The 20,996-nt window shown below is 60.1% G+C and carries 18 protein-coding genes; 11 read left to right on the top strand and 7 right to left on the bottom strand.

Going from position 1 to position 20,996, the window contains the following annotated elements; all coding sequences use genetic code 11:
* Positions 1–5: 5 nt before the first annotated feature.
* From NHU87_RS20710 to NHU87_RS20685, 6 genes are all read right to left on the bottom strand, one after another.
* Positions 6–803 (bottom strand): DUF4123 domain-containing protein, encoded by a 798-nt coding sequence (locus tag NHU87_RS20710; RefSeq protein WP_253552120.1) that lies wholly within the window; start codon positions 801–803, stop codon positions 6–8.
* The gene (locus NHU87_RS20705; RefSeq protein ID WP_253552118.1) at positions 800–2,119 is read right to left on the bottom strand and encodes a contractile injection system protein, VgrG/Pvc8 family; all 1,320 of its coding nucleotides are present in this window, start codon (positions 2,117–2,119) and stop codon (positions 800–802) included. The genes NHU87_RS20710 and NHU87_RS20705 overlap by 4 nt, the downstream gene beginning before the upstream one ends.
* Before the next feature lie 232 nt (positions 2,120–2,351).
* The gene (gene speA, locus NHU87_RS20700; RefSeq protein WP_253552116.1) at positions 2,352–4,265 is read right to left on the bottom strand and encodes an arginine decarboxylase; all 1,914 of its coding nucleotides are present in this window, start codon (positions 4,263–4,265) and stop codon (positions 2,352–2,354) included.
* A gap of 224 nt (positions 4,266–4,489) precedes the next feature.
* Positions 4,490–4,861: a translation initiation factor Sui1 gene (locus NHU87_RS20695; protein WP_074873454.1), complete on the bottom strand. Its 372-nt coding sequence runs from the start codon at positions 4,859–4,861 to the stop codon at positions 4,490–4,492.
* A gap of 289 nt (positions 4,862–5,150) precedes the next feature.
* Positions 5,151–5,720, bottom strand: coding sequence for an NUDIX hydrolase (locus NHU87_RS20690; RefSeq protein WP_253552114.1), 570 nt, complete (start codon positions 5,718–5,720; stop codon positions 5,151–5,153).
* A gap of 3 nt (positions 5,721–5,723) precedes the next feature.
* The gene (locus NHU87_RS20685; protein WP_253552112.1) at positions 5,724–6,791 is read right to left on the bottom strand and encodes a DUF2333 family protein; all 1,068 of its coding nucleotides are present in this window, start codon (positions 6,789–6,791) and stop codon (positions 5,724–5,726) included.
* A 441-nt stretch (positions 6,792–7,232) separates the two neighbouring features.
* Between NHU87_RS20685 and gcbA the strand changes: the two genes are divergently transcribed.
* The 6 genes from gcbA (at position 7,233) to accC (ending at position 15,291) form a co-directional block, all read left to right on the top strand.
* The gene (gene gcbA / locus NHU87_RS20680; RefSeq protein ID WP_253552110.1) at positions 7,233–8,903 is read left to right on the top strand and encodes a diguanylate cyclase GcbA; all 1,671 of its coding nucleotides are present in this window, start codon (positions 7,233–7,235) and stop codon (positions 8,901–8,903) included.
* 51 nt (positions 8,904–8,954) lie between these two features.
* A complete protein-coding gene (locus NHU87_RS20675) occupies positions 8,955–10,901 on the top strand; it encodes a methyl-accepting chemotaxis protein (RefSeq protein WP_253552108.1) in 1,947 nt (648 codons plus the stop codon).
* Positions 10,902–11,077: 176 nt separating this feature from the next.
* Complete coding sequence (locus NHU87_RS20670) at positions 11,078–12,817, top strand: protein-disulfide reductase DsbD (RefSeq protein WP_253552106.1); 1,740 nt, start codon at positions 11,078–11,080, stop codon at positions 12,815–12,817.
* A 132-nt stretch (positions 12,818–12,949) separates the two neighbouring features.
* Complete coding sequence (aroQ, locus tag NHU87_RS20665; RefSeq protein WP_007937215.1) at positions 12,950–13,402, top strand: type II 3-dehydroquinate dehydratase; 453 nt, start codon at positions 12,950–12,952, stop codon at positions 13,400–13,402.
* A gap of 48 nt (positions 13,403–13,450) precedes the next feature.
* Positions 13,451–13,915 (top strand): acetyl-CoA carboxylase biotin carboxyl carrier protein, encoded by a 465-nt coding sequence (gene accB, locus NHU87_RS20660; RefSeq protein WP_253552104.1) that lies wholly within the window; start codon positions 13,451–13,453, stop codon positions 13,913–13,915.
* Positions 13,916–13,932: 17 nt separating this feature from the next.
* Entirely contained in the window at positions 13,933–15,291 is a 1,359-nt protein-coding gene (gene accC / locus NHU87_RS20655) for an acetyl-CoA carboxylase biotin carboxylase subunit (protein ID WP_253552102.1), read from the top strand.
* 3 nt (positions 15,292–15,294) lie between these two features.
* Here accC and NHU87_RS20650 read toward each other — a convergent pair whose 3' ends face one another.
* A complete protein-coding gene (locus NHU87_RS20650) occupies positions 15,295–15,558 on the bottom strand; it encodes a hypothetical protein (protein WP_253552100.1) in 264 nt (87 codons plus the stop codon).
* A gap of 11 nt (positions 15,559–15,569) precedes the next feature.
* On the opposite strand from NHU87_RS20650, the gene prmA reads away from it, so the two are divergent.
* The 5 genes from prmA (at position 15,570) to purH (ending at position 20,900) form a co-directional block, all read left to right on the top strand.
* On the top strand, positions 15,570–16,448 hold the full coding sequence (prmA, locus tag NHU87_RS20645; protein WP_253552098.1) for a 50S ribosomal protein L11 methyltransferase: 879 nt from the start codon (positions 15,570–15,572) through the stop codon (positions 16,446–16,448).
* Positions 16,449–16,478: 30 nt separating this feature from the next.
* Positions 16,479–17,699: a DUF3426 domain-containing protein gene (locus tag NHU87_RS20640; RefSeq protein ID WP_253552096.1), complete on the top strand. Its 1,221-nt coding sequence runs from the start codon at positions 16,479–16,481 to the stop codon at positions 17,697–17,699.
* Between the two features lie 184 nt (positions 17,700–17,883).
* Positions 17,884–18,894 carry a tRNA dihydrouridine synthase DusB gene (dusB, locus tag NHU87_RS20635; protein WP_253552094.1) on the top strand — a complete coding sequence of 337 codons (1,011 nt, stop codon included), beginning with the start codon at positions 17,884–17,886 and terminating at the stop codon, positions 18,892–18,894.
* Positions 18,891–19,211 (top strand): DNA-binding transcriptional regulator Fis, encoded by a 321-nt coding sequence (gene fis / locus NHU87_RS20630; RefSeq protein WP_007907419.1) that lies wholly within the window; start codon positions 18,891–18,893, stop codon positions 19,209–19,211. The genes dusB and fis overlap by 4 nt, the downstream gene beginning before the upstream one ends.
* 81 nt (positions 19,212–19,292) lie before the next feature.
* Entirely contained in the window at positions 19,293–20,900 is a 1,608-nt protein-coding gene (purH, locus tag NHU87_RS20625; protein ID WP_253552092.1) for a bifunctional phosphoribosylaminoimidazolecarboxamide formyltransferase/IMP cyclohydrolase, read from the top strand.
* The last annotated feature ends 96 nt before the right edge of the window (positions 20,901–20,996 follow it).

Below are 20,996 nucleotides of genomic sequence, written 5' to 3'. Positions count from 1 at the left end.
CTCATTCAGGGTTGGTCGTTCTGCCACAGGTTGCGCAGGCTATCGAGACGCTCCTGCTGTGTGCCTCCCGACAATGGACGCCCGGCCACTGCGTCGGGATGCTGCAAGCGCAGCCATAACCAGCCATCGAGCACCGGACGTTCGCTGAAACCCAGCGCCAGCCCTTCCTGCAAGTAAGCCCACACACTGTTGTAGTCGGTGTTGGTGGATCGGCTCCAGCGCCAGGCGTGTTGTTCCAGCAGGCAGGTTTGCAAGGTATCTCGCTGACGCGGGCTGAGGTTTTCTTCGATGGCCAGCGGCCGGACGGCAAGCCGCGGATTGAACAACTGCTGCCAGCCCTGGCAGCCTATCGCCCGGTCGGCCCAGGTGCCACCGAACCAGCGCAATTGATCGATCGGACCGAGCCAGCGACTCAACTCCTGCGCATCGCAGGCATCGAAAAAATAACTCGCCGTGTGTGGGTTGTAGTAACTCAACAAGGCCCGGTGATGCAGACTCAAAGTGACTGTGAGCATGCGTCGCAAATGCTCCAGCAGCTGCGATGGCGTTGCTTCACTGGCTAGCAGCAATCCGCTCCAGATGTGTGGCGCACTTTGGCACAGCTCGGCCAGTGCCGGGCATTCGCGAAGGTCGACCAACACCGGCCCGTGCTCACGCAAGGGGTGAAATTCGGTGCCTTCGAACAGGCGGAATGATCGGACATAAGCAAACTGTTGCCGTAAATTCGCGCCGGCCTGAGGCACGCCCGGCACATCGAGCAACAGCCATTGCGGGGTCGGGTCGACCGCTTGAGCGGCGATCATGCCGCACCGCTCTGGTCGAGCTGCATCGCCGCCCGGCAGGTGCAAAAGGCTTGCGCGCAGTGACTAAAACTGCCGCCCCCGGGTAGCAGGCACAGGAGCGCCAAGGGCTCGCTGGATTGCAGCAAACCCAGCAAGCCCTCGAGCACCGGGCTGACATCGGTCGTCAAAGAGGGTGATAGGTCGGGTATGACTGCCTGTGCGCCCGACGTTGCGCCGGGAAGAAACCCGCTGATCAAGGGCTGATCCGGATCGCCTTCGATAAAGCTCACCAGCACCTGCGCCCCTTCACTCAATGGCAGGGTACCCGCGCCTTCCAGCTCGGGAGCCAACGGTAACCAGCAGTGACTGGGCGCTGCGCCCTCCCCTTGGTAAAGCCAGTCAAACTGCACGGCCACCGGTCTGGACAGATCCGGTTGTGACTCATCGACCTCGACCACCCACGCCCGCTGCAGGCTGTGCATCCTGGGTTTCACGCCCGAATGAGGCGCCACGAAAGGCACTTCCTGCACAACGGCGCGCAGTTGATTGCTATAGGGAGCCCCCTCCTGCCCCCCCTGATGCTCGACATGGGTCAGTAGCCAGAGACGATTCCAGTCCACACAGGGATGGCCGGACAGCGGCATCAGTTGGCCGCTGCGCAACGTCGCCAGATTCGTCTGGCCTTCGGCGATTTGCCCGCACCCGTGCAGCTTGAACTGATGCACACCGGGTCGTTCGTTCTCACCCTCGAAGACGCTCTCTTCGCCACGACTGAACTGCCCCAGGCCATCGCCGAAAACCAGACAGTGCCCGCGTGCGCAGTGTTCGAAGTAGTAATGAAGTCGTTCCTGGGCGCACAGACGCTGGAAAAATTGCAGGTCTGATTCTCGGTATTGCGTGCAGAAATCATGGGACGGGTAATCGCTGCTCAGGTCGAAGCGCCGATCCTTGCCGGCAATACCGTGCTCCTTGAGCACCTGAGCGAGAATCTCCGGCACCGAGCGCTGGCTGAAGATTCGCTGATTGAAGCGCTGCGCCAGACACGCCAGCCTGGGCCCCAGACGCACACGGCAAAGCCTGGGTTCGCCACCATGGCCGAGCTGAACGAGGCCAAGCAACTGCCCGTGGATACCCTGCCCTTGGGGCCCGAAGTGTAAAAAGGCCGAGCGGTACAGCAGGTTCGCAAGGTCCAGCGTGGGGTCATCGTTCAGCAGATCCACCTCGAACACAAAAGGCTCGCTGATGGCTTCACTACCGGTAAAGGCCAAGACCTCAAAGGGATCGGGAAGACCCGCTATATCCAGACGAAATGACGGCTCGTTGGCTGGATCGAACATCGGCGATTCTCTACAGGAGGGGCGGCCGGGGATTCTCGCTGAGAGACATGGCCGAGTAGAGTGCCGAAGTACAACTTAGGAAATGACCTACGTGAAAAGAAGACCACATCCCTTGGATAGCCGGAGTGTGGGTCATTTCGCGTGAAAAAAGGGAAGTCCCGCACCAGGCCATCTGAAATTTCCCCAATGAATGGAGAATTTTCAGACAACCCGATGAGAACGGAGCCTTACCTCAAGAAGACAGGTAAGACGAACGGGTCAGGCCCAGACGCAATGCATCGAGGAACTGGGTGCGCTCGGCGGCGCTGATGCGGGCACTGGCGCACTTGTCGCGGTAGTGGGTCATCAGTTCTTCCGGCGACAAGTGCACGTAACGCAGCATGTCTTCGATGGTGTCGTGGGTTTCGATACCGGCGTGATACACGCTGCCATCGGCGTTCTGGTAGATGTTTACCGAATCGGTGTCACCGAACAGGTTGTGCATGTCGCCGAGAATTTCCTGGTAGGCACCCACCAGGAAAATCCCCAGCAGATAGTCTTCGCCTTCGTTCAGACCGTGCACCGGCAAGCTGGTCTCGATGCTCTGCTCGTCGACGTACTGCTTGATCTTGCCGTCGGAGTCGCAGGTCAGGTCTTGCAGTACCGCACGGCGCAGCGGCTCTTCGTCGAGACGGTGCAACGGCAGAATCGGCAGGACCTGGCCGATGGCCCAGGTGTCCGGCAAGCTCTGGAATACCGAGAAGTTGCAGATGTACTTGTCGGCCAGCTTGTCGTTGAGTTCGTCGAGCACCTGACGGTGGGAACGCTGACGGGCCTTCAACGAGTTGTGCAGGCGACGGCAAACGGCGAAGTAGCATTGCTCGGCTAGGGCTTTTTGCGCCAGGGTCAGCTTGCCATCGGCGTATTGAGTGGCCACATCGCTCATGTAGTGCGTGGCGCGCCAGTAAGTCTCGGTGACCATTTCGATATCGGTCGGGCCGAGCAGGTCAACCAGCCACTGCACGGTTTCCGGCAGCTCTTCCTTGTTCTCGATCTTTGGCACGTCGTCGTTGTGTTTCTCGACGTCGGTTACCTGAACCACCAGCATGGCATGGTGGGCGGTCAGGGAGCGGCCGCTTTCAGAGAAGATGTTCGGATGCGGCAGGCTCTGCGCGTCGCAGAACTCCTTGAGCATTCCGACCACGACACCGGCGTAATCGTCCATGTCGTAGTTGATCGAACTGGCGTTACGCGAGTGGGTACCGTCGTAGTCCACGCCCAAACCGCCGCCGACGTCGATGTGATCCACCGGCAGGCCAAGGTTGCGCAGCTCGCCGTAGTAACGGATCGCTTCCTTGAAGCCGTGCTGATAGTCCGCCAGGTTGGCGATCTGCGAGCCCATGTGGAAGTGCAGCAGGCGAATGCCCTGATCCAGGCCGGCAGCGCGGAAACGCTCGACCACCGACAGCAGTTGCGCCGCCGACAGGCCGAACTTGGATTTTTCGCCACCGGTGTCTGCCCATTTGCTCGATGCCAGGGACGACAGACGCACGCGCAGGCCGACCTGCGGCTTGACCTTGAGCGACGCCGCTTCTTCGATCACCAGACCGACTTCGGATTCTTTCTCGATCACGATGAACACGTTGTGACCGAGCTTCTGGCCCATCAGCGCCAGACGGATGAACTCGCGATCCTTGTAACCGTTGCAGACGATGGTGCCGCCCTTCGGCGCCAGCGCCAGTACCGCCAGCAGTTCCGGCTTGGAGCCGGCTTCCAGACCGATCGATACGTTCTGGGTGGCGATGATGTTTTCGATCACCGCTTCTTGCTGGTTGACCTTGATCGGGTACAGCGCGGTGTATTTGCTCTGGTATTCCAAGCGTTCAATGTTGGCGTCGAACGCGCCGGTCAGCTGACGCACGCGGTCTTGCAGGATGTCAGGGAAACGCACCAGCAACGGCAAGGACAAACCGCTTTTGCGCAGTTGATCGACTTGCTCGAAGAGGTCGATAGGCGAACTGGCCGGACCGTTCGGACGAACTTCGACGCGACCGGCGTCATTGATCGCGAAATACCCGGCCCCCCAATGGCGAATCCCGTAAACACTGCGGCTGTCCGCAACTGTCCATTGGCTGCCATCGTCTTTGCGTGTGCGTCGTACGGACATTGAAGTCCCCTATAAAGAAGTCATAGAGCGTCGCCTTGAGTTCAGGCCGGCGCAGTCTAAAGAATGAAAATGACGATTAGCCTGCATGCAAGGGGCATAGACCTCGCATTCAGCGCTGAGTTTAGAAACCGGTCAGAACAGGCTCTGTGAAAACCATGTAGACGACGCCAGACCAGAATTGAATCGGGGCCGGATCAAGCCGAGGGTGGTTTTCACAGAGGCTGCTAGCCGCCGGACTTCTTCGCTTTGAAACCGTGTTTGATCAGCTCGGCCAAGAGTAGCTCGACATGATCGCCCTGGATTTCGATGATTCCGTCTTTCAACGCCCCACCGGTCCCACAACGTTTTTTCAACGTCGTGGCCAGATCCTTGAGCGCCTCTTCGGCCAGCGGCACGCCAGTGATGGTGGTCACCGTCTTGCCGCCACGACCCTTGCTTTCGCGACGCACGCGGGCGATGCCGTCGCCGGCCGGGATAACGGTCTGTTTGCAGATGCAGGCATCCACCGGTTTACTGCAATCCGGGCAATGACGACCTGCGTCGGTGGAAAATACCAGGCCACCAAGGGCGGCGAAGGATGCGGCTTTTTTGGCCACCGGCAATCCTCTTGGGAGGACAAAGACTGGTCGCGGCAACCCGGGAGGGAGCCATCGACCGCGAAGCCCCACTCAGGCAGGGGCAGCGCTACTGAAACGGAACCTGTAGGAGCGAAGCTTGCTCGCGATGGACGTTAACGATAACGCGCGGCTTCAGGCAGCACGTGTCGTCCTTGCGTTTTTCGCGAGCAAGCTTCGCTCCTACAAAAAAGCATTACCGGTTCAGTTTGAAAAGGTCGCGCAGTGTAACGGCAAAAAGCCGACTTGCTAAGAGCCAATCGGCGCCAATTTATAGCTCTTTTGCGACGTCATCCCCTTGGGCGCGAAGATAGCGCTGCAAGGCCGCCAGAGAGTCCGGGCAATAAGGCTTCTGCGTGATTTCCAGCAGGACCTGATCGATCGGCATGAAGCGCGCTTCAAGCACTTCTTCCGGCTGCAGGATCAACGGGCCGTCCCACACCGCCGAAAACGCCGAACACCAGAGTCGGTTGCCGGTGTCTTCGAAGAAAAAGTGATCATGGACGGTCAGTTCCACACCGCTTACGCCCAATTCCTCTTCCAGCTCGCGGGCCGCCGACTCCGCGTAAGTCTCGGTGGCCAACACCATGCCACCGGCCGCCACGTCCCAGTAACCGGGGTAAATCGCTTTGCTCAGGGTGCGCCGGTGTACGCACAGCTCACCGGCAGAATTGAACAGCATGATGTAGGTGCCGCGCCCGATCAGCTCGCGTTCGCGCAGGTCGGAGCGGACCAGAGCGCCGAGCAGGTTGTCCTGCTCGTCGACCCAGGCGATCTGTTCGGCATCGGAGGCCGCGCGGTGAGCGGCCTCCCGCATCCCATCGACGGAGTTATCAACCATGGCTCAGCCCTGACTAAGCAACTGACGTAAATCGATCACCGCGGCGTTGGCCCGGGAGATGTAATTGGCCATGACCAGCGAGTGGTTGGCCAGCACACCGAAGCCGCTGCCGTTGAGAATCATCGGGCTCCAGACCGGTTCTTGCGAGGCTTCCAGTTCACGAATGATCTGACGCACGCTGACCGTGGCGTTTTTCTTCGCCAGCACATCGGCGAAGTCGACTTCGATGGCGCGCAGCAGGTGGGACAACGCCCAGGCCTGACCACGGGCTTCGTAGAACACGTTATCGATTTGCAGCCACGGGGTTTCGACGACTTCTTCGTCAACCTGCGGCACCTGACCCAGCGCCGGCACTTCGGTTTTCAACGCAGTATTTAGCTTGACCCGGCCCACGCTGGCCGACAGCCGTTGCGACAGCGAACCCAAACGCGTCCCCACATCACCCAGCCAGTTGTTCAGGTTGTCGGCGCGGGAATAGAACAGCGCGCTTTTCTGGTCAGGCCCCGACAGACGTGCCTGATAGCGGCTCAGGGAATTGATGCCTTCCAGGTACTCGGATTCACTGGATGGCAGCACCCAGCTTTTGTTGTCGAAGTTGAAACGCGGCTCGGCCTTGGCCAGGTCAGCATCTTCGGCGGACTGCGACTGGGAACGGGCGAAGTCTTTACGCAGCGCACGACTCAGGTCGCGGACCTGAACCAGCACGCCATATTCCCAGCTCGGCATGTTGTCCATCCACAGGCCCGGCGGGAAACGGTCGTTGGAAATATAGCCACCCGGTTTGTTCAGCAAAGTACCGGCAACGGTCTTGAGGGTTTCCACCGTGGTGTACCCGACGACCATTTGCTTGCCTTCTTTCTCGGCCGCCACCTGGGCATTCTGCTGAACCGGGAACAGCGCCGGCTCCTGGCTCCAATACCAGCCCAGCGCGATCGCCACCAATAGATAAAGAGCAATCAGAGTGGCCAGCGCCCGGCTGAACAACAGGCCGCCAAAATAACTGCGGGTGGCCGATTTCGGTTCAGCGGCACGCTCAGGCGCGCTGCCCGTGCGGTTCTTCCAGTCCAGCATGGCGGTATCCTTTCAATCACTTGAGTTCATCGGTTCGACCACAACCCTACGCCATCGTGCGTCATTTGCCGCGCATTAAATCCTGCAAGACACAGCGAGCCACATAATGACCGCGATCGAGCTGCCACTATAAATGAAGCACGCCCCTTGTAGCAGCTGGCGCAGCCTGCGTTCGGCTGCGCAGCAGTCGTGAAATCAGACGATGCGGTGTTTCAGGAAGACTTCGCGCTCAGTTTTTACGACTGCTGCGCAGCCGAACGCAGGCTGCGCCAGCTGCTACATATATTGCGCACAACTCTGATGCCTATGCGACCAGTCGGTCGGAAACTGAATGAAGTCGCTTTGCAGATTATTGACGTACGACACTCATGCAACCGAAAAGAGGTGCTAGCATAGAGCCACCAGTCGATCTCAGCATGCACCCTAACTAGTAGTCAGGATATGACCGAGCCAGAAGACCCCAGCCGTGAGCGCCTCAAGCACCACTTTGCCCAGCGGGTAATTCATCAGGCACGTCAAATTCTTGAGATATGGCAACGCCTGCAACGCAACGAATGGTCCACCACCGACTTGTCGGAGCTGAGTGAGGCCAATCTGCGCCTGCTGCGCTTTGCCGAACGTTTCGAGCAACCGGAACACACCCAGCTGGCGCGCCACATCGGCCAGTCACTGGAAGCGGTCGACGCCAATCGCGGACGCCTGAGCAGCGGACTGATCACTGACCTCAATCGTCTGATGCAGCGTCTGTCCCGCACCGGCCTGCGCCATGGCGATCAGCTCGAACAAACCTTCCTGCCGCCGCTGCGCAAGCCGATCTACGTGATGCTGCAGGATCACGACCGGGCCGAGCGGCTGGCCAAGCAACTGGAATTCTTCGGGCTCAGCGCTCAATCCCTCGACAGTGTCGTCGCGTTCCGCTCCTCGATGGTCGAGCGTCTACCGGCGGCGATTGTCATGGACGTCGACTTCAGTGGCGCCGGCATCGGCCTGAAACTGGCAGCCGAAGCCCAGGAAGGTCTCGAACAACCCTTGCCGCTGTTGTTTTTCAGCCTGCACGAAACAGATACTCCGACCCGCCTCGCCGCCGTGCGCGCCGGCGGCCAGGAATTTCTCACCGGCACCCTCGAAGCTTCGAGCCTGCTGGAAAAAATAGAAGTCCTGACCTGCGTCGCCCAGTACGAACCTTATAAAGTGCTGATCATCGACGACTCCCGCGCCCAGGCCTTGCACACCGAACGCCTGCTCAACAGCGCCGGGATCGTCACGCGGACCTTGATCGAACCGATCCAGGCCATGGCCGAACTGGCGGATTTCCAGCCAGACCTGATCATCCTCGACATGTACATGCCGGCCTGCACCGGTACTGAACTGGCCAAGGTGATCCGCCATAACGACCGCTATGTCAGCGTGCCGATCATTTATCTGTCAGCCGAAGACGACCTGGACAAGCAGCTCGACGCCATGAGCGAGGGCGGCGACGATTTCCTGACCAAGCCGATCAAGCCACGGCACCTGATCACCACCGTGCGCAACCGCGCGGCGCGGGCACGCAATCTGAAAGCGCGGATGGTGCGCGACAGCCTGACCGGCTTGTACAACCACACCCACATTCTGCAATTGCTCGAAGACTGTTCGTTCCGCGCCCGGCGTGAAAACAAGCCGCTGAGCTTTGCGATGCTCGACATTGACCATTTCAAACGGGTCAACGACAGCCATGGCCATCCCATGGGCGACCGGGTGATCAAGAGCCTGGCGCTGTTTCTCAAGCAACGGCTACGCAAGACCGATTTCATCGGCCGTTACGGCGGTGAAGAGTTCGCCATCGTCATGCCGGACACTGATATCGAATCGGCCTACAAGGTGCTCGATGAAATCCGTCAGCGCTTCGCCGAAATTCACTACCCGGCTCAGCCGCAGGACCTCTGGTGCACTTTCAGCGCCGGTGTCGTCGAACTGCGCGAAGATTCTGACAGCTTGTTGATGGCCAGCCAGGCGGACGAAGCGCTATACCGCGCCAAAGACGCCGGCCGTAATCGCGTGCAAGCTGCGCGGGAGTCAAAGCAAAGTGCCACCTTTTCATCGGAATCAACCGATTCGGTCATAACCCTGTAACAGAAACGCAATAAGTTCAGGCACTTACCATTCTGCCGTTGGTAGACCACAATGCGCCTGAAGCTGTTGACCAATCTCAATACCCTCCTTCTGGTCGCCGTGTGTGTGGCCCTTGGCGCCACGCTCTGGTGGTCGCAAAAAGCCTTGGAGCGCCCCTATCTGTTGATGGAGCGTTACCTGGGCCTGTCTCAGCAGTTCCAAAATGAAGTGGCGCGCAACGTCGAGGATTACCTGGCCAGCGGCAATGCCCTGCGCCTGAGCAGCGCCAGCCAGGCCCTCGATGCCTTGCAAAAGGAACTCGGCGAGTTGCCACCGGCATTGGCCGATACCTTGCGCCCCAGCCTGTCGAATTTGGCAGAATTCAGCAAAACCGACCTGCTGGCTGCTGGCAAACTCGCGGGCGACCCGCAAGCGCTGCTGCTCCAAGCCGAACGCGAACTCGGCGCCAGCCTCGATCAGCTCAGCCAATACGCCAGCGGTAATGCGGCGTACCTGACGCCCCTGCTCGTTGCCTCCCAACATCTGGGCAAACTGTCACTGGCCCGGGACAAACTGGTCAGCAGTGGTCGCAGCGAACTGGCCGCCGACGTCGAACGCGAAGTCGCCAACATCCGCACTCAAGCCGAGCAACTGGACGCTTTACCGCTGCTTGGTGTAACCGCCAGCACCGAATCGAACACCGATGATTTCGCCGCGATGATGGGTTTGGATAACACCGAGAAAACCGTCGCCGAAGATGCCGGCGTCGGCCTCAAACGCGAACTCAACAGCCTGCTCACCCGCTACCCTTCGGAACTGGCGCGTACTCGCGAACAAATCCAGAAACGCGCCGACCTCAGCACCGCGACTCATTTGAAAATCGCCGCCGTGCAGCAGTCCATCGCCGGGCTGGAACCGGTGGTGCGCGCCCAGCACGGGCAGATCCAGAGCGAAGTGCGGTTGATGCAAGGGGTGATGATCGGGCTGATCCTGTTGATCGCATTGCTCATCGATACCTTGCAGCGACGCCTCGCTCGAACGCTGACCAACCTCGCCCCGGCGCTGTCGACCTGGGCCGAAGGTGATTTCAGCCGCGACATTCAATTGGGCTCGACCAACCGCGAACTGCATGACATTCAAGCCTCGCTCAATCGCTTGCGCGCCTATCTGGTCGACCTGGTAGGCACCATTCGCCTCAATGCCGAGCAAGTCGCCGGTAGCAGCCGAACGTTGGCCGAATTGAGCAATGACCTGCACAGCGGCGCCGAGCATCAGGCTGGCGACACCGCGTTGATCCGCGACTCTCTGGGTGAACTCGAGGCGACGATTCAACAAGTCGCCGGTGATGCCAGCCAGGCTGCCAACGCCAGCCGCCATGCAGGGCTTGCGGTGGAACACGGTCAGAAAGTGATCGGCCTAAGCCTTACCGGGCTGCATGCGTTGGTGGGCGAAGTGCAAGGCAATGCGCAGATGATCGAACATCTGGCTGAAGAGTCGGCGACCATCGGCGGTGTGCTGACGGTGATCCGCTCGATTGCCGACCAGACCAACCTGCTGGCCCTGAACGCCGCCATCGAAGCAGCCCGTGCCGGCGAAATGGGCCGCGGGTTTGCGGTAGTGGCCGAAGAGGTCCGCTCACTGGCGCAACGCACCGCCGGCGCCACCGCCGAAATCCAGACGCTGATCGCAGGCCTGCAAACCGCCGCGCGGCAATCGGTCGAAGGTATGCGCGCTCAGGTCGAACACGCCGAAGCCACGGCCAATCAGGCTCAGGCGGCCGATGGCGCGCTGGATAAAATCGTCGGGGCGATCCAGACCATTTCCGACACCGCCGTGCGCATCGCCGATGTCACCGCCCAGCAGAGCGGCGCTGTCAGCGAAATCCGCGATCACAGTGAGCGCATTCACCAATTGGGTGGGGATAACTTGCTGCGCATCGGCGAGGGGCGTGAGCAAGGGGAGAATTTGTTGGTGCTGGGTGGACGGTTGCATACGGCCGTTCAGGCCTTTCGGGTCTGAAAGACCACATCATCCCCGTAGGAGCGAGGCTTGCCCGCGAAGAACGATAATGCGGTTTACCAAGGGACCGTGTAATCGTTCTTCGCGGGCAAGCCTCGCTCCTACAGGATGGGGTTACGAGGCAACACGCGTCGCCGTCCGCTATCATGCCCACACTTTCGATACGCGAGATTGTCATGCGCCGTTTGCTCTGCCTGTTGTTTTTAGTGCTCGCCCTGCCGGCCCCTGCCGCCGGGTTGCTGGACAGTCGGCCCAGTTCCACGCTGGGTTCGATCAACAACAGCGCTGATTTCCTGCCGGTGCGCGAAGCCTTTAAGTTGAGCCTGGTAGAAAGCACGCCGCAATCGATCAAGCTGCGCTTCGTCGCCACCGAGGGCTACTACCTCTATCGCCATCGCTTCCAGTTTCGCGCCGAACCAGCCGACATTGGCCTCGGCGCGGCGCAACTGCCCAAAGGCGAACAAAAGCACGATGAGTACTTCGGTGATGTCGAGGTTTACCACGGGATTCTCGATGTAGAACTGCCGCGCACCGATTCCCGCGCCTTTACGCTGGCCGTGACCTATCAGGGCTGTGCCGACAAAGGCTTGTGTTACCCGCCCGAGACCGAACGCCTGAGTATTGATGGCAGCGGGGCCGCCACCACATCCTGGAGCTGGCGCGAACTGGCGTTGTTTTTTCTCGCAGGAGTGGGCTTGACCTTCACCCCCTGCGTGCTGCCGATGCTGCCGATCCTCTCCGGGGTGGTTCTTCGTGGGCAGGTCGGTGGTTTACGCGGCTTCAATCTGTCGCTGGCTTACGTACTGCCGATGGCTGTCTGTTTCGCCCTGCTCGGTGCCTTGATGGGAATGTTCGGCGCGCAGCTGAATCTTCAGGCGCGCCTGCAATCGGCCTGGGTGCTGGTGCCGTTCGCGATGTTTTTCGCGGTGTTCGCCTTGGCCATGTTTGGCGTCTTCGAACTGAAACTGCCCCACGCCATCAGCAGCCGCCTGGACCGGATTGCCGGGCGTACCGAGGGTGGTTCGTTGTGGGGCGCGGCGGTGCTGGGCGTGGTGTCGAGCCTGCTGGTTTCGCCGTGTGTATCGGCACCATTGGCCGGCGCGCTGCTGTACATCAGCGCCAGCGGCGACGCTCTGGGCGGCGGCTTGAAACTGTTCATGCTCGGCCTGGGCATGGGCACGCCGCTGTTGCTGGTAGCGACCGGCGGCGCGGCCTGGCTGCCGAAAAGCGGTCCGTGGCTGATCTACGTGAAAAACGCGATTGGGGTGCTACTGCTCGGGCTGGCGATTGCTTTGCTCAGTCGGGTATTGCCGGGCCAGATCACCTTGCTGTTGATCGGCTTGCTCGCCGGGGGCGTCGGGTTGTTTATGGGCGCGCTGGAATTCGTCTATAAACCGCCAAGAAAACGCCTGGGACAATTGCTCGGGATGTTCCTGCTGTTTTATGCCCTGGCCTGTTGGTACGGCGCCTTCAGCGGCCAGACCGATCCGTTCAACCCCATTGGTCAACCGCGTAATGTTGCGAGCAACAGTCAACCGCACATCGTCGGCAATTGGCAAACCATCACCACCCCAGCCGAACTGGACCGCGTTCTCGCCGAAGCCAAATCCTCCGGTACGCCGCTGCTGCTCGACTGGTACGCCGACTGGTGCATCAGTTGCAAAGTCATCGAACACGAAGTTCTCAACGATGCCAAGGTCATCGAAAGCCTCAAAGGCTATCGATTGATCCGTTTCGACATCACCGCCAGCAACGCCGAACAACGCGCCCTGCTCGACCGCTACACGCTATTTGGTCCTCCGGCGCTGATGTTTTTCGGCAGGGATGGTATCGAACGTGTCGATGTGCGGGTGATCGGGGAGATCAGCGCGAAGAACTTCGCTGAACGTGTTGCGAAAGCAAATGACCGGATTTAACGACCCGGTCACATATTTCGCGTAAACATCGGCCATCGTGCTGGCTATTGCATAGAACTGGACAGTCACAAAGGCTTTGCGGCATAGTCGGCGGGTTCTGACAATTGCACACAGATCACAAAGGAGCAGCCGATGGCGACCCTATTGGTTTTACACGGCCCCAACCTGAACCTGCTCGGCACCCGGGAACCGGGCGTCTACGGTGCAACGACGCTGGCGCAGATCAATCAGGATCTGGAACAGCGGGCGCGCAATGCCGGCCACCATTTGCTCTACTTGCAAAGCAACGCCGAATACGAATTGATCGATCGCATCCACGCTGCTCGCGGCGAAGGTGTGGACTTCATTCTGATCAATCCAGCAGCTTTTACGCATACAAGTGTCGCATTACGTGACGCGCTGCTGGCAGTGAGCATCCCATTCATCGAAGTGCATTTGTCTAACGTGCACAAACGCGAACCTTTCCGCCATCACTCTTACTTCTCCGACGTAGCAGTGGGAGTGATCTGCGGCCTTGGCGCCAGCGGTTATCGACTGGCCCTGGAGGCCGCACTAGAGCAGCTTGAAAGACAGGCAACGGCTTGAACAACAAGCGTTAAACGCCCCTGACCGACCCTTGGGAGTTGATGATTCATGGATATCCGTAAAGTTAAGAAACTGATCGAATTGCTGGAAGAGTCCGGTATCGACGAGCTCGAGATCAAGGAAGGCGAAGAGTCCGTACGCATCAGCCGTCACAGCAAGACGCCGGCTCAGCAGTACTACGCTCCCGCTCCTATGCATGCTCCGGCGCCGGCGCCTGTCGCCGCTGCTGCCCCGGTTGCTGCCGCCGCTCCTGCAGCTCCGGCTGCGCCTGTGCTGAACGGCAACGTTGCCCGTTCGCCGATGGTCGGCACTTTCTATCGCAAATCTTCGCCGTCCTCGCCGTCCTTCGTTGAAGTCGGCCAGACCGTGAAGAAAGGCGACACTCTGTGCATCGTCGAAGCCATGAAGATGATGAACCACATCGAAGCTGAAGCCAGCGGTGTGATCGAATCCATCCTCGTCGAAGACGGCCAGCCGGTTGAGTACGACCAACCGCTGTTCACCATCGTTTGAACCGCGGAGAAACTTTGATGACTGCGAAGTTGGAAAAAGTTCTGATCGCCAACCGCGGTGAGATTGCGCTGCGGATTCTGCGTGCCTGCAAAGAGATGGGCATCAAGACTGTCGCCGTTTACTCCAAGGCTGACAAAGAGCTGATGCACCTGGGCCTGGCAGACGAATCCGTCTGCATCGGTCCGGCCTCGGCCGCGCACTCTTACCTGCACATCCCGGCCATCATCGCCGCCGCTGAAGTGACTGGCGCTACCGCCATCCACCCAGGCTACGGTTTCCTTGCGGAAAACGCCGACTTTGCCGAACAGGTCGAGAACTCCGGCTTCGCGTTCATTGGCCCGAAAGCCGAGACCATTCGCCTGATGGGCGACAAGGTATCGGCCAAGCACGCCATGATCGCTGCCGGCGTTCCGACCGTTCCGGGTTCCGACGGCCCACTGCCTGAAGACGAAGAAACCGCTCTGCGCATCGGTCGCGAAGTCGGTTATCCGGTGATCATCAAAGCCGCTGGCGGCGGTGGTGGTCGCGGCATGCGCGTAGTTCACAAGGAAGAAGACCTGATCTCCTCGGCGAAACTGACCCGCTCCGAAGCGGGCGCAGCGTTCGGCAACCCGATGGTCTATCTGGAAAAATTCCTGACCAACCCACGTCACGTGGAAGTTCAGGTGCTTTCCGATGGCCAGGGCCATGCGATTCATCTGGGTGACCGCGATTGCTCGCTGCAACGTCGTCACCAGAAGGTTCTCGAAGAAGCGCCGGCACCGGGCATCGACGAGAACGCACGCGAGGAAGTCCTCGCTCGCTGTGTCAGGGCTTGTATCGACATCGGCTATCGTGGCGCTGGCACCTTCGAGTTCCTGTACGAAAACGGCCACTTCTACTTCATCGAGATGAATACTCGTGTCCAGGTAGAGCACCCGGTTTCGGAAATGGTCACTGGCATCGACATCGTCAAGGAGATGCTCAGCATCGCCGCTGGCAACAAGCTGTCGTACACCCAGAATGACGTCGTTATCCGCGGCCACGCGCTGGAATGCCGGATCAACGCCGAAGACCCGAAAACCTTCATGCCTAGCCCTGGCACGGTCAAGCATTTCCACGCTCCAGGAGGCAACGGCGTTCGCGTCGATTCGCACCTGTACAGTGGCTATGCCGTTCCGCCGAACTACGATTCGTTGATCGGCAAGCTGATCACCTACGGCGCAACCCGTGACGAAGCCATGGCGCGCATGCGCAATGCGCTGGACGAAATCGTTGTCGACGGAATCAAGACCAACATCCCGCTGCACCGCGATCTGGTCCGTGATGCTGGCTTCTGCAAAGGTGGCGTGAACATTCACTACCTGGAACATAAGCTGGCTGGCGATAAGCACTAAGCTTTAGCCGATCAACAAAGCCGCTTTCGAGCGGCTTTGTTGTTTCTGGGGATTACCTCCGCCCTTGTAGGAGCGAGGCTTGCCCGCGAACCAGACGCCGCGATACATCAGCAGTACCGAGGCGCGCCCTTCGCGGGCAAGTCGGGTCGACGCACCGCTCGCTCCTACAAAAAGCATGCATGTATCGGCCTTGTCGTCTTCTGCCTCGCGCTCGCGTAAACTTGCGCGCTTCTCGCAGCCCGCTAGGCTGCAATCTATATTTTTCAAAGGTGCCCGCCATGCCTTGGCTGCAAGTCCGTCTCGCCATCAGCCCAGAACAAGCCGAAACCTACGAAGACGCTTTCCTTGAAGTGGGCGCCGTGTCGGTGACTTTCATGGACGCCGAAGATCAGCCGATTTTCGAACCGGAACTCAACACCACCCCGCTGTGGTCGCACACGCACCTGCTGGCGCTGTTCGAAGGCGGCACCGAAGCCGCCAGCGTGCTGGCCCATCTCGAGTTGCTGACCGGGAGCCCGCTGCCCGAGCATCACAGCGAAGTCATCGAAGATCAGGACTGGGAACGCAGCTGGATGGACGGTTTCCAACCGATGCGTTTCGGTCAGCGCTTGTGGATTGTCCCGAGCTGGCACGCCGCGCCTGAGCCGGACGCGGTGAACCTGCTGCTGGATCCGGGCCTGGCGTTCGGCACCGGCACTCACCCGACCACCGCGCTGTGCCTGGAATGGCTCGACGGTCAGGACCTGAAAGGTTGCAACGTGCTCGACTTCGGTTGCGGTTCGGGGATTCTGGCGATTGCCGCGCTGTTGCTGGGCGCCAAGCAAGCCGTCGGCACCGACATCGACGTGCAGGCGCTGGAAGCCTCCCGCGACAATGCCGGGCGCAACAACATTGCTGACGAACGTTTCCCGCTGTATCTGCCGCAAGACCTGCCACAGGTTCAGGCCGACGTGCTGGTGGCCAACATTCTTGCCGGCCCGCTGGTTTCGCTAGCGCCGCAACTGTCTAGCCTGGTCAAGCCGGGCGGTCGTTTGGCATTATCGGGCATCCTCGCCGAACAAGGTGAGGAAGTCGCTGCCGCCTACGCCCAGGACTTCGATCTGGACCCAATTGCCAATCGCGACGGCTGGGTACGCATTACTGGCCGTCGGCGCTAGAATGAGCGCCTGCATAAACCGGATTGCCGCATGACCGACAGCTTCGTCACCCAGTGCCCGCATTGCCAAACCAGCTTCCGCGTCAGCCATGCTCAGTTGAGCGTGGCCCGTGGAGTGGTTCGTTGCGGCTCGTGCTTGCAGGTATTCAATGCCGCCAAGCAGTTACTCGAGCAGCGGGCCAGCAAGGAGACGGTCAAACCGGTTGCGCCGGCGCCCGTCGAACCGCCCGTGCAGCGAGCCATCAGCCAAAAGCAATGGACCGCTGCCGAAATGGACCTGGACAGCCTGGACCTGGACGAAGAGCTCGCCCGGCTCGAACAGCGGGAAATCCAGCCAACAACGGAATTCACTCGGCCCCGCGAAGACAGCCTCAGCGCTCGCCGCGATAGCACCGAGCACGATCAGGATCCCTGGTCCGACAGCCTCTTCAGTGAATCGGCCGCCGATCGTGCAAAAACCGCCGACGCGCCCCCGCCAGAACCGACGATCGAGCCGAGCAAACACTCGCGCACCGAGCCTTCGCTGTCGCTGGAGCCCGCCGATCTGGACGACGAGCCCGAGATCCAACAGCTGCGCCTGCACGACCCGCTCGACGCCCCGATCCCCTTTGGCAGCCTGTCGGCGACTCCCGATGCAGTCGACGACGACCTGCCCTCGGTCGAGCCTCTGCGCAAGCGGCGCGAACGCAACGACCCAGCCCTGCGCGCGGAAGCATTCGAGGATCTGACAGACGACCCGTTGCAACTGGATTGGCAAAAACGTCGCTCCCCCTGGGGCCGGCGCTTTTTCTGGCTGCTGCTGATCCTGCTCGGCGCCGCCGGCCTCGCCGGTCAATACGTCGCTTACCACTTCGACGAACTGGCACGCCAGGACCAGTACCGTCCATGGTTCCAGCAACTGTGCCCGCACATCGGCTGCACCGTGCCGTCCAAGGTCGACATCGCGAAAGTCAAAAGCAGCAACCTGGTGGTCCGCAGCCACCCAGACTTCAACGGTGCACTGGTGGTCGATGCCATCATCTACAACCGTGCGCCTTTCTCCCAGCCCTTCCCGCTGCTGGAACTGCGCTTTGCCGACCTCAACGGCCACCTGATCGCCAGCCGTCGCTTCAAGCCCGGCGAGTACCTCAACGGCGACCTCGAAGGCCTGGCGGAAATGCCGCCGCAAACGCCGATCCATATCGCGCTGGACATTCTCGATCCAGGCCCCAAAGCGGTGAACTACAGCCTGAGCTTCCATTCCCCCGAGTGAAACGTTCAAGCGTTACAGGCTTGACGGCAGTTTTCTGACTTTGACGGCTCAACCAAACCGCTGGCGATAACAGAATAACTGTTCAGATTTTGTTCAATTCAGCCTTTATCCAGTCATCGAGAGCGGGTATCATGCCAACCCTTTTTCGAACTCTCATGATCCGGCCCCACTACAGGGAAGTCCTATGTCGGCGGTACGCATCGGTCCATATACATTGCACAACGGCTTGATTCTCGCCCCCATGGCGGGCGTCACCGATCAGCCCTTTCGTCAGCTGTGCAAACGACTGGGCGCGGGCCTTGTAGTCTCGGAAATGGTCACCAGCGACATGAGCTTGTGGAACACCCGCAAATCGCGGATGCGCATGATCCACGAAGGCGATCCCGAGCCCCGCTCGGTACAGATCGCCGGTGGTGATGCGCAGATGCTGGCGGATGCAGCCCGGGCCAACGTCGAACTGGGCGCACAGATTATTGATATCAACATGGGCTGTCCGGCGAAGAAGGTCTGCAACAAGGCCGCCGGCTCCGCCCTGTTGAAAGATGAAGCATTGGTGACCGAGATCCTGCAGGCCGTGGTGGCCGCGGTCGATGTGCCGGTCACCCTGAAGATCCGCACCGGCTGGGACCGGGCGAACAAGAACGGCCTGACCGTGGCGAAGATCGCCGAACAGGCAGGCATTACGGCGCTGGCGGTGCATGGCCGCACCCGTGCCGATCTGTATACCGGTGAAGCCGAGTACGACACCATTTCCGCGATCAAGCAGGCAGTGTCGATTCCGGTCTTTGCCAATGGCGATATCGATTCGCCCGAGAAGGCCCGGTACGTGCTCGACGCGACCGGTGCCGATGGTCTGTTGGTGGGTCGGGCGGCCCAGGGGCAGCCATGGATTTTTCGTGAAATCGACCATTATCTGCGTACCGGCGAAAAACTCCCGGCACCGGAACTGATCGAGGTGGAACGTATTCTGCTTGAGCATCTGGCTGCGCTGCATGCCTTCTATGGCGACGTCATGGGCGTGCGCATAGCTCGCAAGCATGTGGGCTGGTATCTCGCAACCTTGCCGGGCGCCAGGGAGTTCCGCGCCCACTTCAATCGTTTGCAAGAGACGGAAGCACAATGCGCCTACGTTCGGGCCTTCTTCGCCGAACGCTACAAGAGCCTGACAGGGGACGGAGAAGGGGTGGCTGCATGACGATGATGACCGAGACTTTAGTGAGTGGAACAACACCCGTGAGCGACAACGTGAATTTGAAACAGCACCTCAATACGCCGAGCGAAGAAGGTCAGACCCTTCGCGGGAGTGTCGAGAAGGCGCTGCACAATTATTTCGCCCACCTTGAGGGCGCTGCCGTCACGGATGTGTACAACCTGGTGCTTTCCGAAGTCGAGGCTCCCCTGCTCGAATGCGTGATGAACTACGTCAAGGGCAACCAGACCAAGGCCAGTGAGCTGCTCGGGCTGAACCGGGGCACCCTGCGCAAGAAACTCAAGCAGTACGATTTGCTGTAAGCATTCAATCAAACCAGAAAGGCGCCCGCGTAAAACCGGTCGCCTTTTTTGCTGACTCCTTTGCTTTTGATGGACATCGAAATGACCGACCAGACTACCCGCCTGCCGATCCGCCGCGCCTTGATCAGCGTTTCCGACAAGACCGGGATCCTCGAATTCGCCAAAGAACTCGAAGCCCTGGGCGTCGAGATCCTCTCCACCGGCGGGACGTTCAAGCTGCTGCGCGACAACGGCATTGCCGCAGTGGAAGTCGCGGACTACACCGGTTTCGCAGAAATGATGGACGGTCGGGTGAAAACCCTGCACCCGAAAATCCACGGCGGGATCCTCGGTCGTCGCGGTATCGACGACGCCATCATGAACGAGCACGGCATCAAGCCGATCGATCTGGTCGCGGTCAACCTGTACCCGTTCGAAGCCACCATCAACAAGCCAGGCTGCGACCTGCCGACCGCCATCGAAAACATCGACATCGGCGGCCCGACCATGGTCCGTTCGGCAGCCAAGAACCACAAAGACGTGGCCATCGTGGTGAATGCCAGCGATTACGCCAACGTGCTGGAAAACCTCAAGGCCGGCGGCCTGACCTACGCTCAGCGCTTCGACCTGATGCTCAAGGCCTTTGAACACACCGCCGCCTATGACGGCATGATCGCCAACTACATGGGCACCGTGAACCAGGCGGCTGAAACCCTCAGCACCGAAGATCGCAGCGAATTCCCGCGCACCTTCAACAGCCAGTTCATCAAGGCTCAGGAAATGCGCTACGGCGAGAACCCGCACCAGAGCGCGGCGTTCTACGTGGAAGCCAAGCCTGCCGAAGTCGGCATCGCCACCGCGACCCAACTGCAAGGCAAAGAGCTGTCGTTCAACAACGTGGCCGACACCGACGCTGCGCTGGAATGTGTGAAGAGCTTCGTCAAACCGGCCTGCGTGATCGTCAAGCACGCCAACCCGTGCGGCGTGGCCGTGAGCCCGGACGCCGAAGGCGGCATCCGTCAGGCCTACGAACTGGCCTACGCCACCGACACCGAATCGGCGTTCGGCGGCATCATCGCGTTCAACCGCGAGCTGGATGCTGAAACCGCCAAGGCCATCGTCGAACGTCAGTTCGTCGAAGTGATCATCGCCCCGTCCGTCAGTGAAGAAGCTCGCGCCATCGTCGCTGCGAAAGCCAACGTACGCCTGCTGGCCTGTGGCGAGTGGTCGGCTGATCGCGCTCCGGCCTGGGACTACAAACGCGTCAATGGCGGTTTGCTGGTGCAGAGCCGCGACATCGGCATGATCGGCAGCGAAGACCTGAAAGTGGTGACCAAACGCGCGCCGAGCGAACAGGAAATCAACGACCTGATCTTCGCCTGGAAAGTCGCCAAGTACGTTAAATCCAACGCCATCGTCTACGCCAAGAACCGTCAGACCATCGGCGTCGGCGCCGGCCAGATGAGCCGTGTGAACTCTGCACGTATCGCTGCGATCAAGGCTGAACACGCCGGTTTGCAGGTAGCAGGCTCGGTGATGGCCTCCGACGCCTTTTTCCCATTCCGCGATGGTCTGGACAACGCGGCCAAGGTCGGTATCACTGCGGTGATCCAGCCAGGTGGCTCGATGCGTGATAACGAAGTGATTGCTGCTGCAGACGAGGCCGGCATCGCCATGGTTTTTACTGGCATGCGCCACTTCCGTCACTGATTTCTTTGTTTGATCGTACCCACGCTCTGCGTGGGCACGCAGCCCGGGACGCTCCGCGTCCCTTGGACGCGGAGCGTCCGTAGAGGCATTCCCACG

It is taken from the genome of Pseudomonas mandelii, from assembly GCF_024138395.1.
Lineage (GTDB): Bacteria > Pseudomonadota > Gammaproteobacteria > Pseudomonadales > Pseudomonadaceae > Aquipseudomonas > Aquipseudomonas mandelii_E.
This window is presented reverse-complemented; position numbering and strand designations above follow the sequence as displayed.

Coding starts and splice junctions, on each gene's coding strand:
- NHU87_RS20710 (WP_253552120.1), bottom strand. CDS start 803: ATGATCGCCGCTCAAGCGGTCGACCCGACCCCGCAATGGCTGTTGCTC.
- NHU87_RS20705 (WP_253552118.1), bottom strand. CDS start 2,119: ATGTTCGATCCAGCCAACGAGCCGTCATTTCGTCTGGATATAGCGGGT.
- speA (WP_253552116.1), bottom strand. CDS start 4,265: ATGTCCGTACGACGCACACGCAAAGACGATGGCAGCCAATGGACAGTT.
- NHU87_RS20690 (WP_253552114.1), bottom strand. CDS start 5,720: ATGGTTGATAACTCCGTCGATGGGATGCGGGAGGCCGCTCACCGCGCG.
- NHU87_RS20685 (WP_253552112.1), bottom strand. CDS start 6,791: ATGCTGGACTGGAAGAACCGCACGGGCAGCGCGCCTGAGCGTGCCGCT.
- gcbA (WP_253552110.1), top strand. CDS start 7,233: ATGACCGAGCCAGAAGACCCCAGCCGTGAGCGCCTCAAGCACCACTTT.
- NHU87_RS20675 (WP_253552108.1), top strand. CDS start 8,955: ATGCGCCTGAAGCTGTTGACCAATCTCAATACCCTCCTTCTGGTCGCC.
- NHU87_RS20670 (WP_253552106.1), top strand. CDS start 11,078: ATGCGCCGTTTGCTCTGCCTGTTGTTTTTAGTGCTCGCCCTGCCGGCC.
- aroQ (WP_007937215.1), top strand. CDS start 12,950: ATGGCGACCCTATTGGTTTTACACGGCCCCAACCTGAACCTGCTCGGC.
- accB (WP_253552104.1), top strand. CDS start 13,451: ATGGATATCCGTAAAGTTAAGAAACTGATCGAATTGCTGGAAGAGTCC.
- accC (WP_253552102.1), top strand. CDS start 13,933: ATGACTGCGAAGTTGGAAAAAGTTCTGATCGCCAACCGCGGTGAGATT.
- prmA (WP_253552098.1), top strand. CDS start 15,570: ATGCCTTGGCTGCAAGTCCGTCTCGCCATCAGCCCAGAACAAGCCGAA.
- NHU87_RS20640 (WP_253552096.1), top strand. CDS start 16,479: ATGACCGACAGCTTCGTCACCCAGTGCCCGCATTGCCAAACCAGCTTC.
- dusB (WP_253552094.1), top strand. CDS start 17,884: ATGTCGGCGGTACGCATCGGTCCATATACATTGCACAACGGCTTGATT.
- fis (WP_007907419.1), top strand. CDS start 18,891: ATGACGATGATGACCGAGACTTTAGTGAGTGGAACAACACCCGTGAGC.
- purH (WP_253552092.1), top strand. CDS start 19,293: ATGACCGACCAGACTACCCGCCTGCCGATCCGCCGCGCCTTGATCAGC.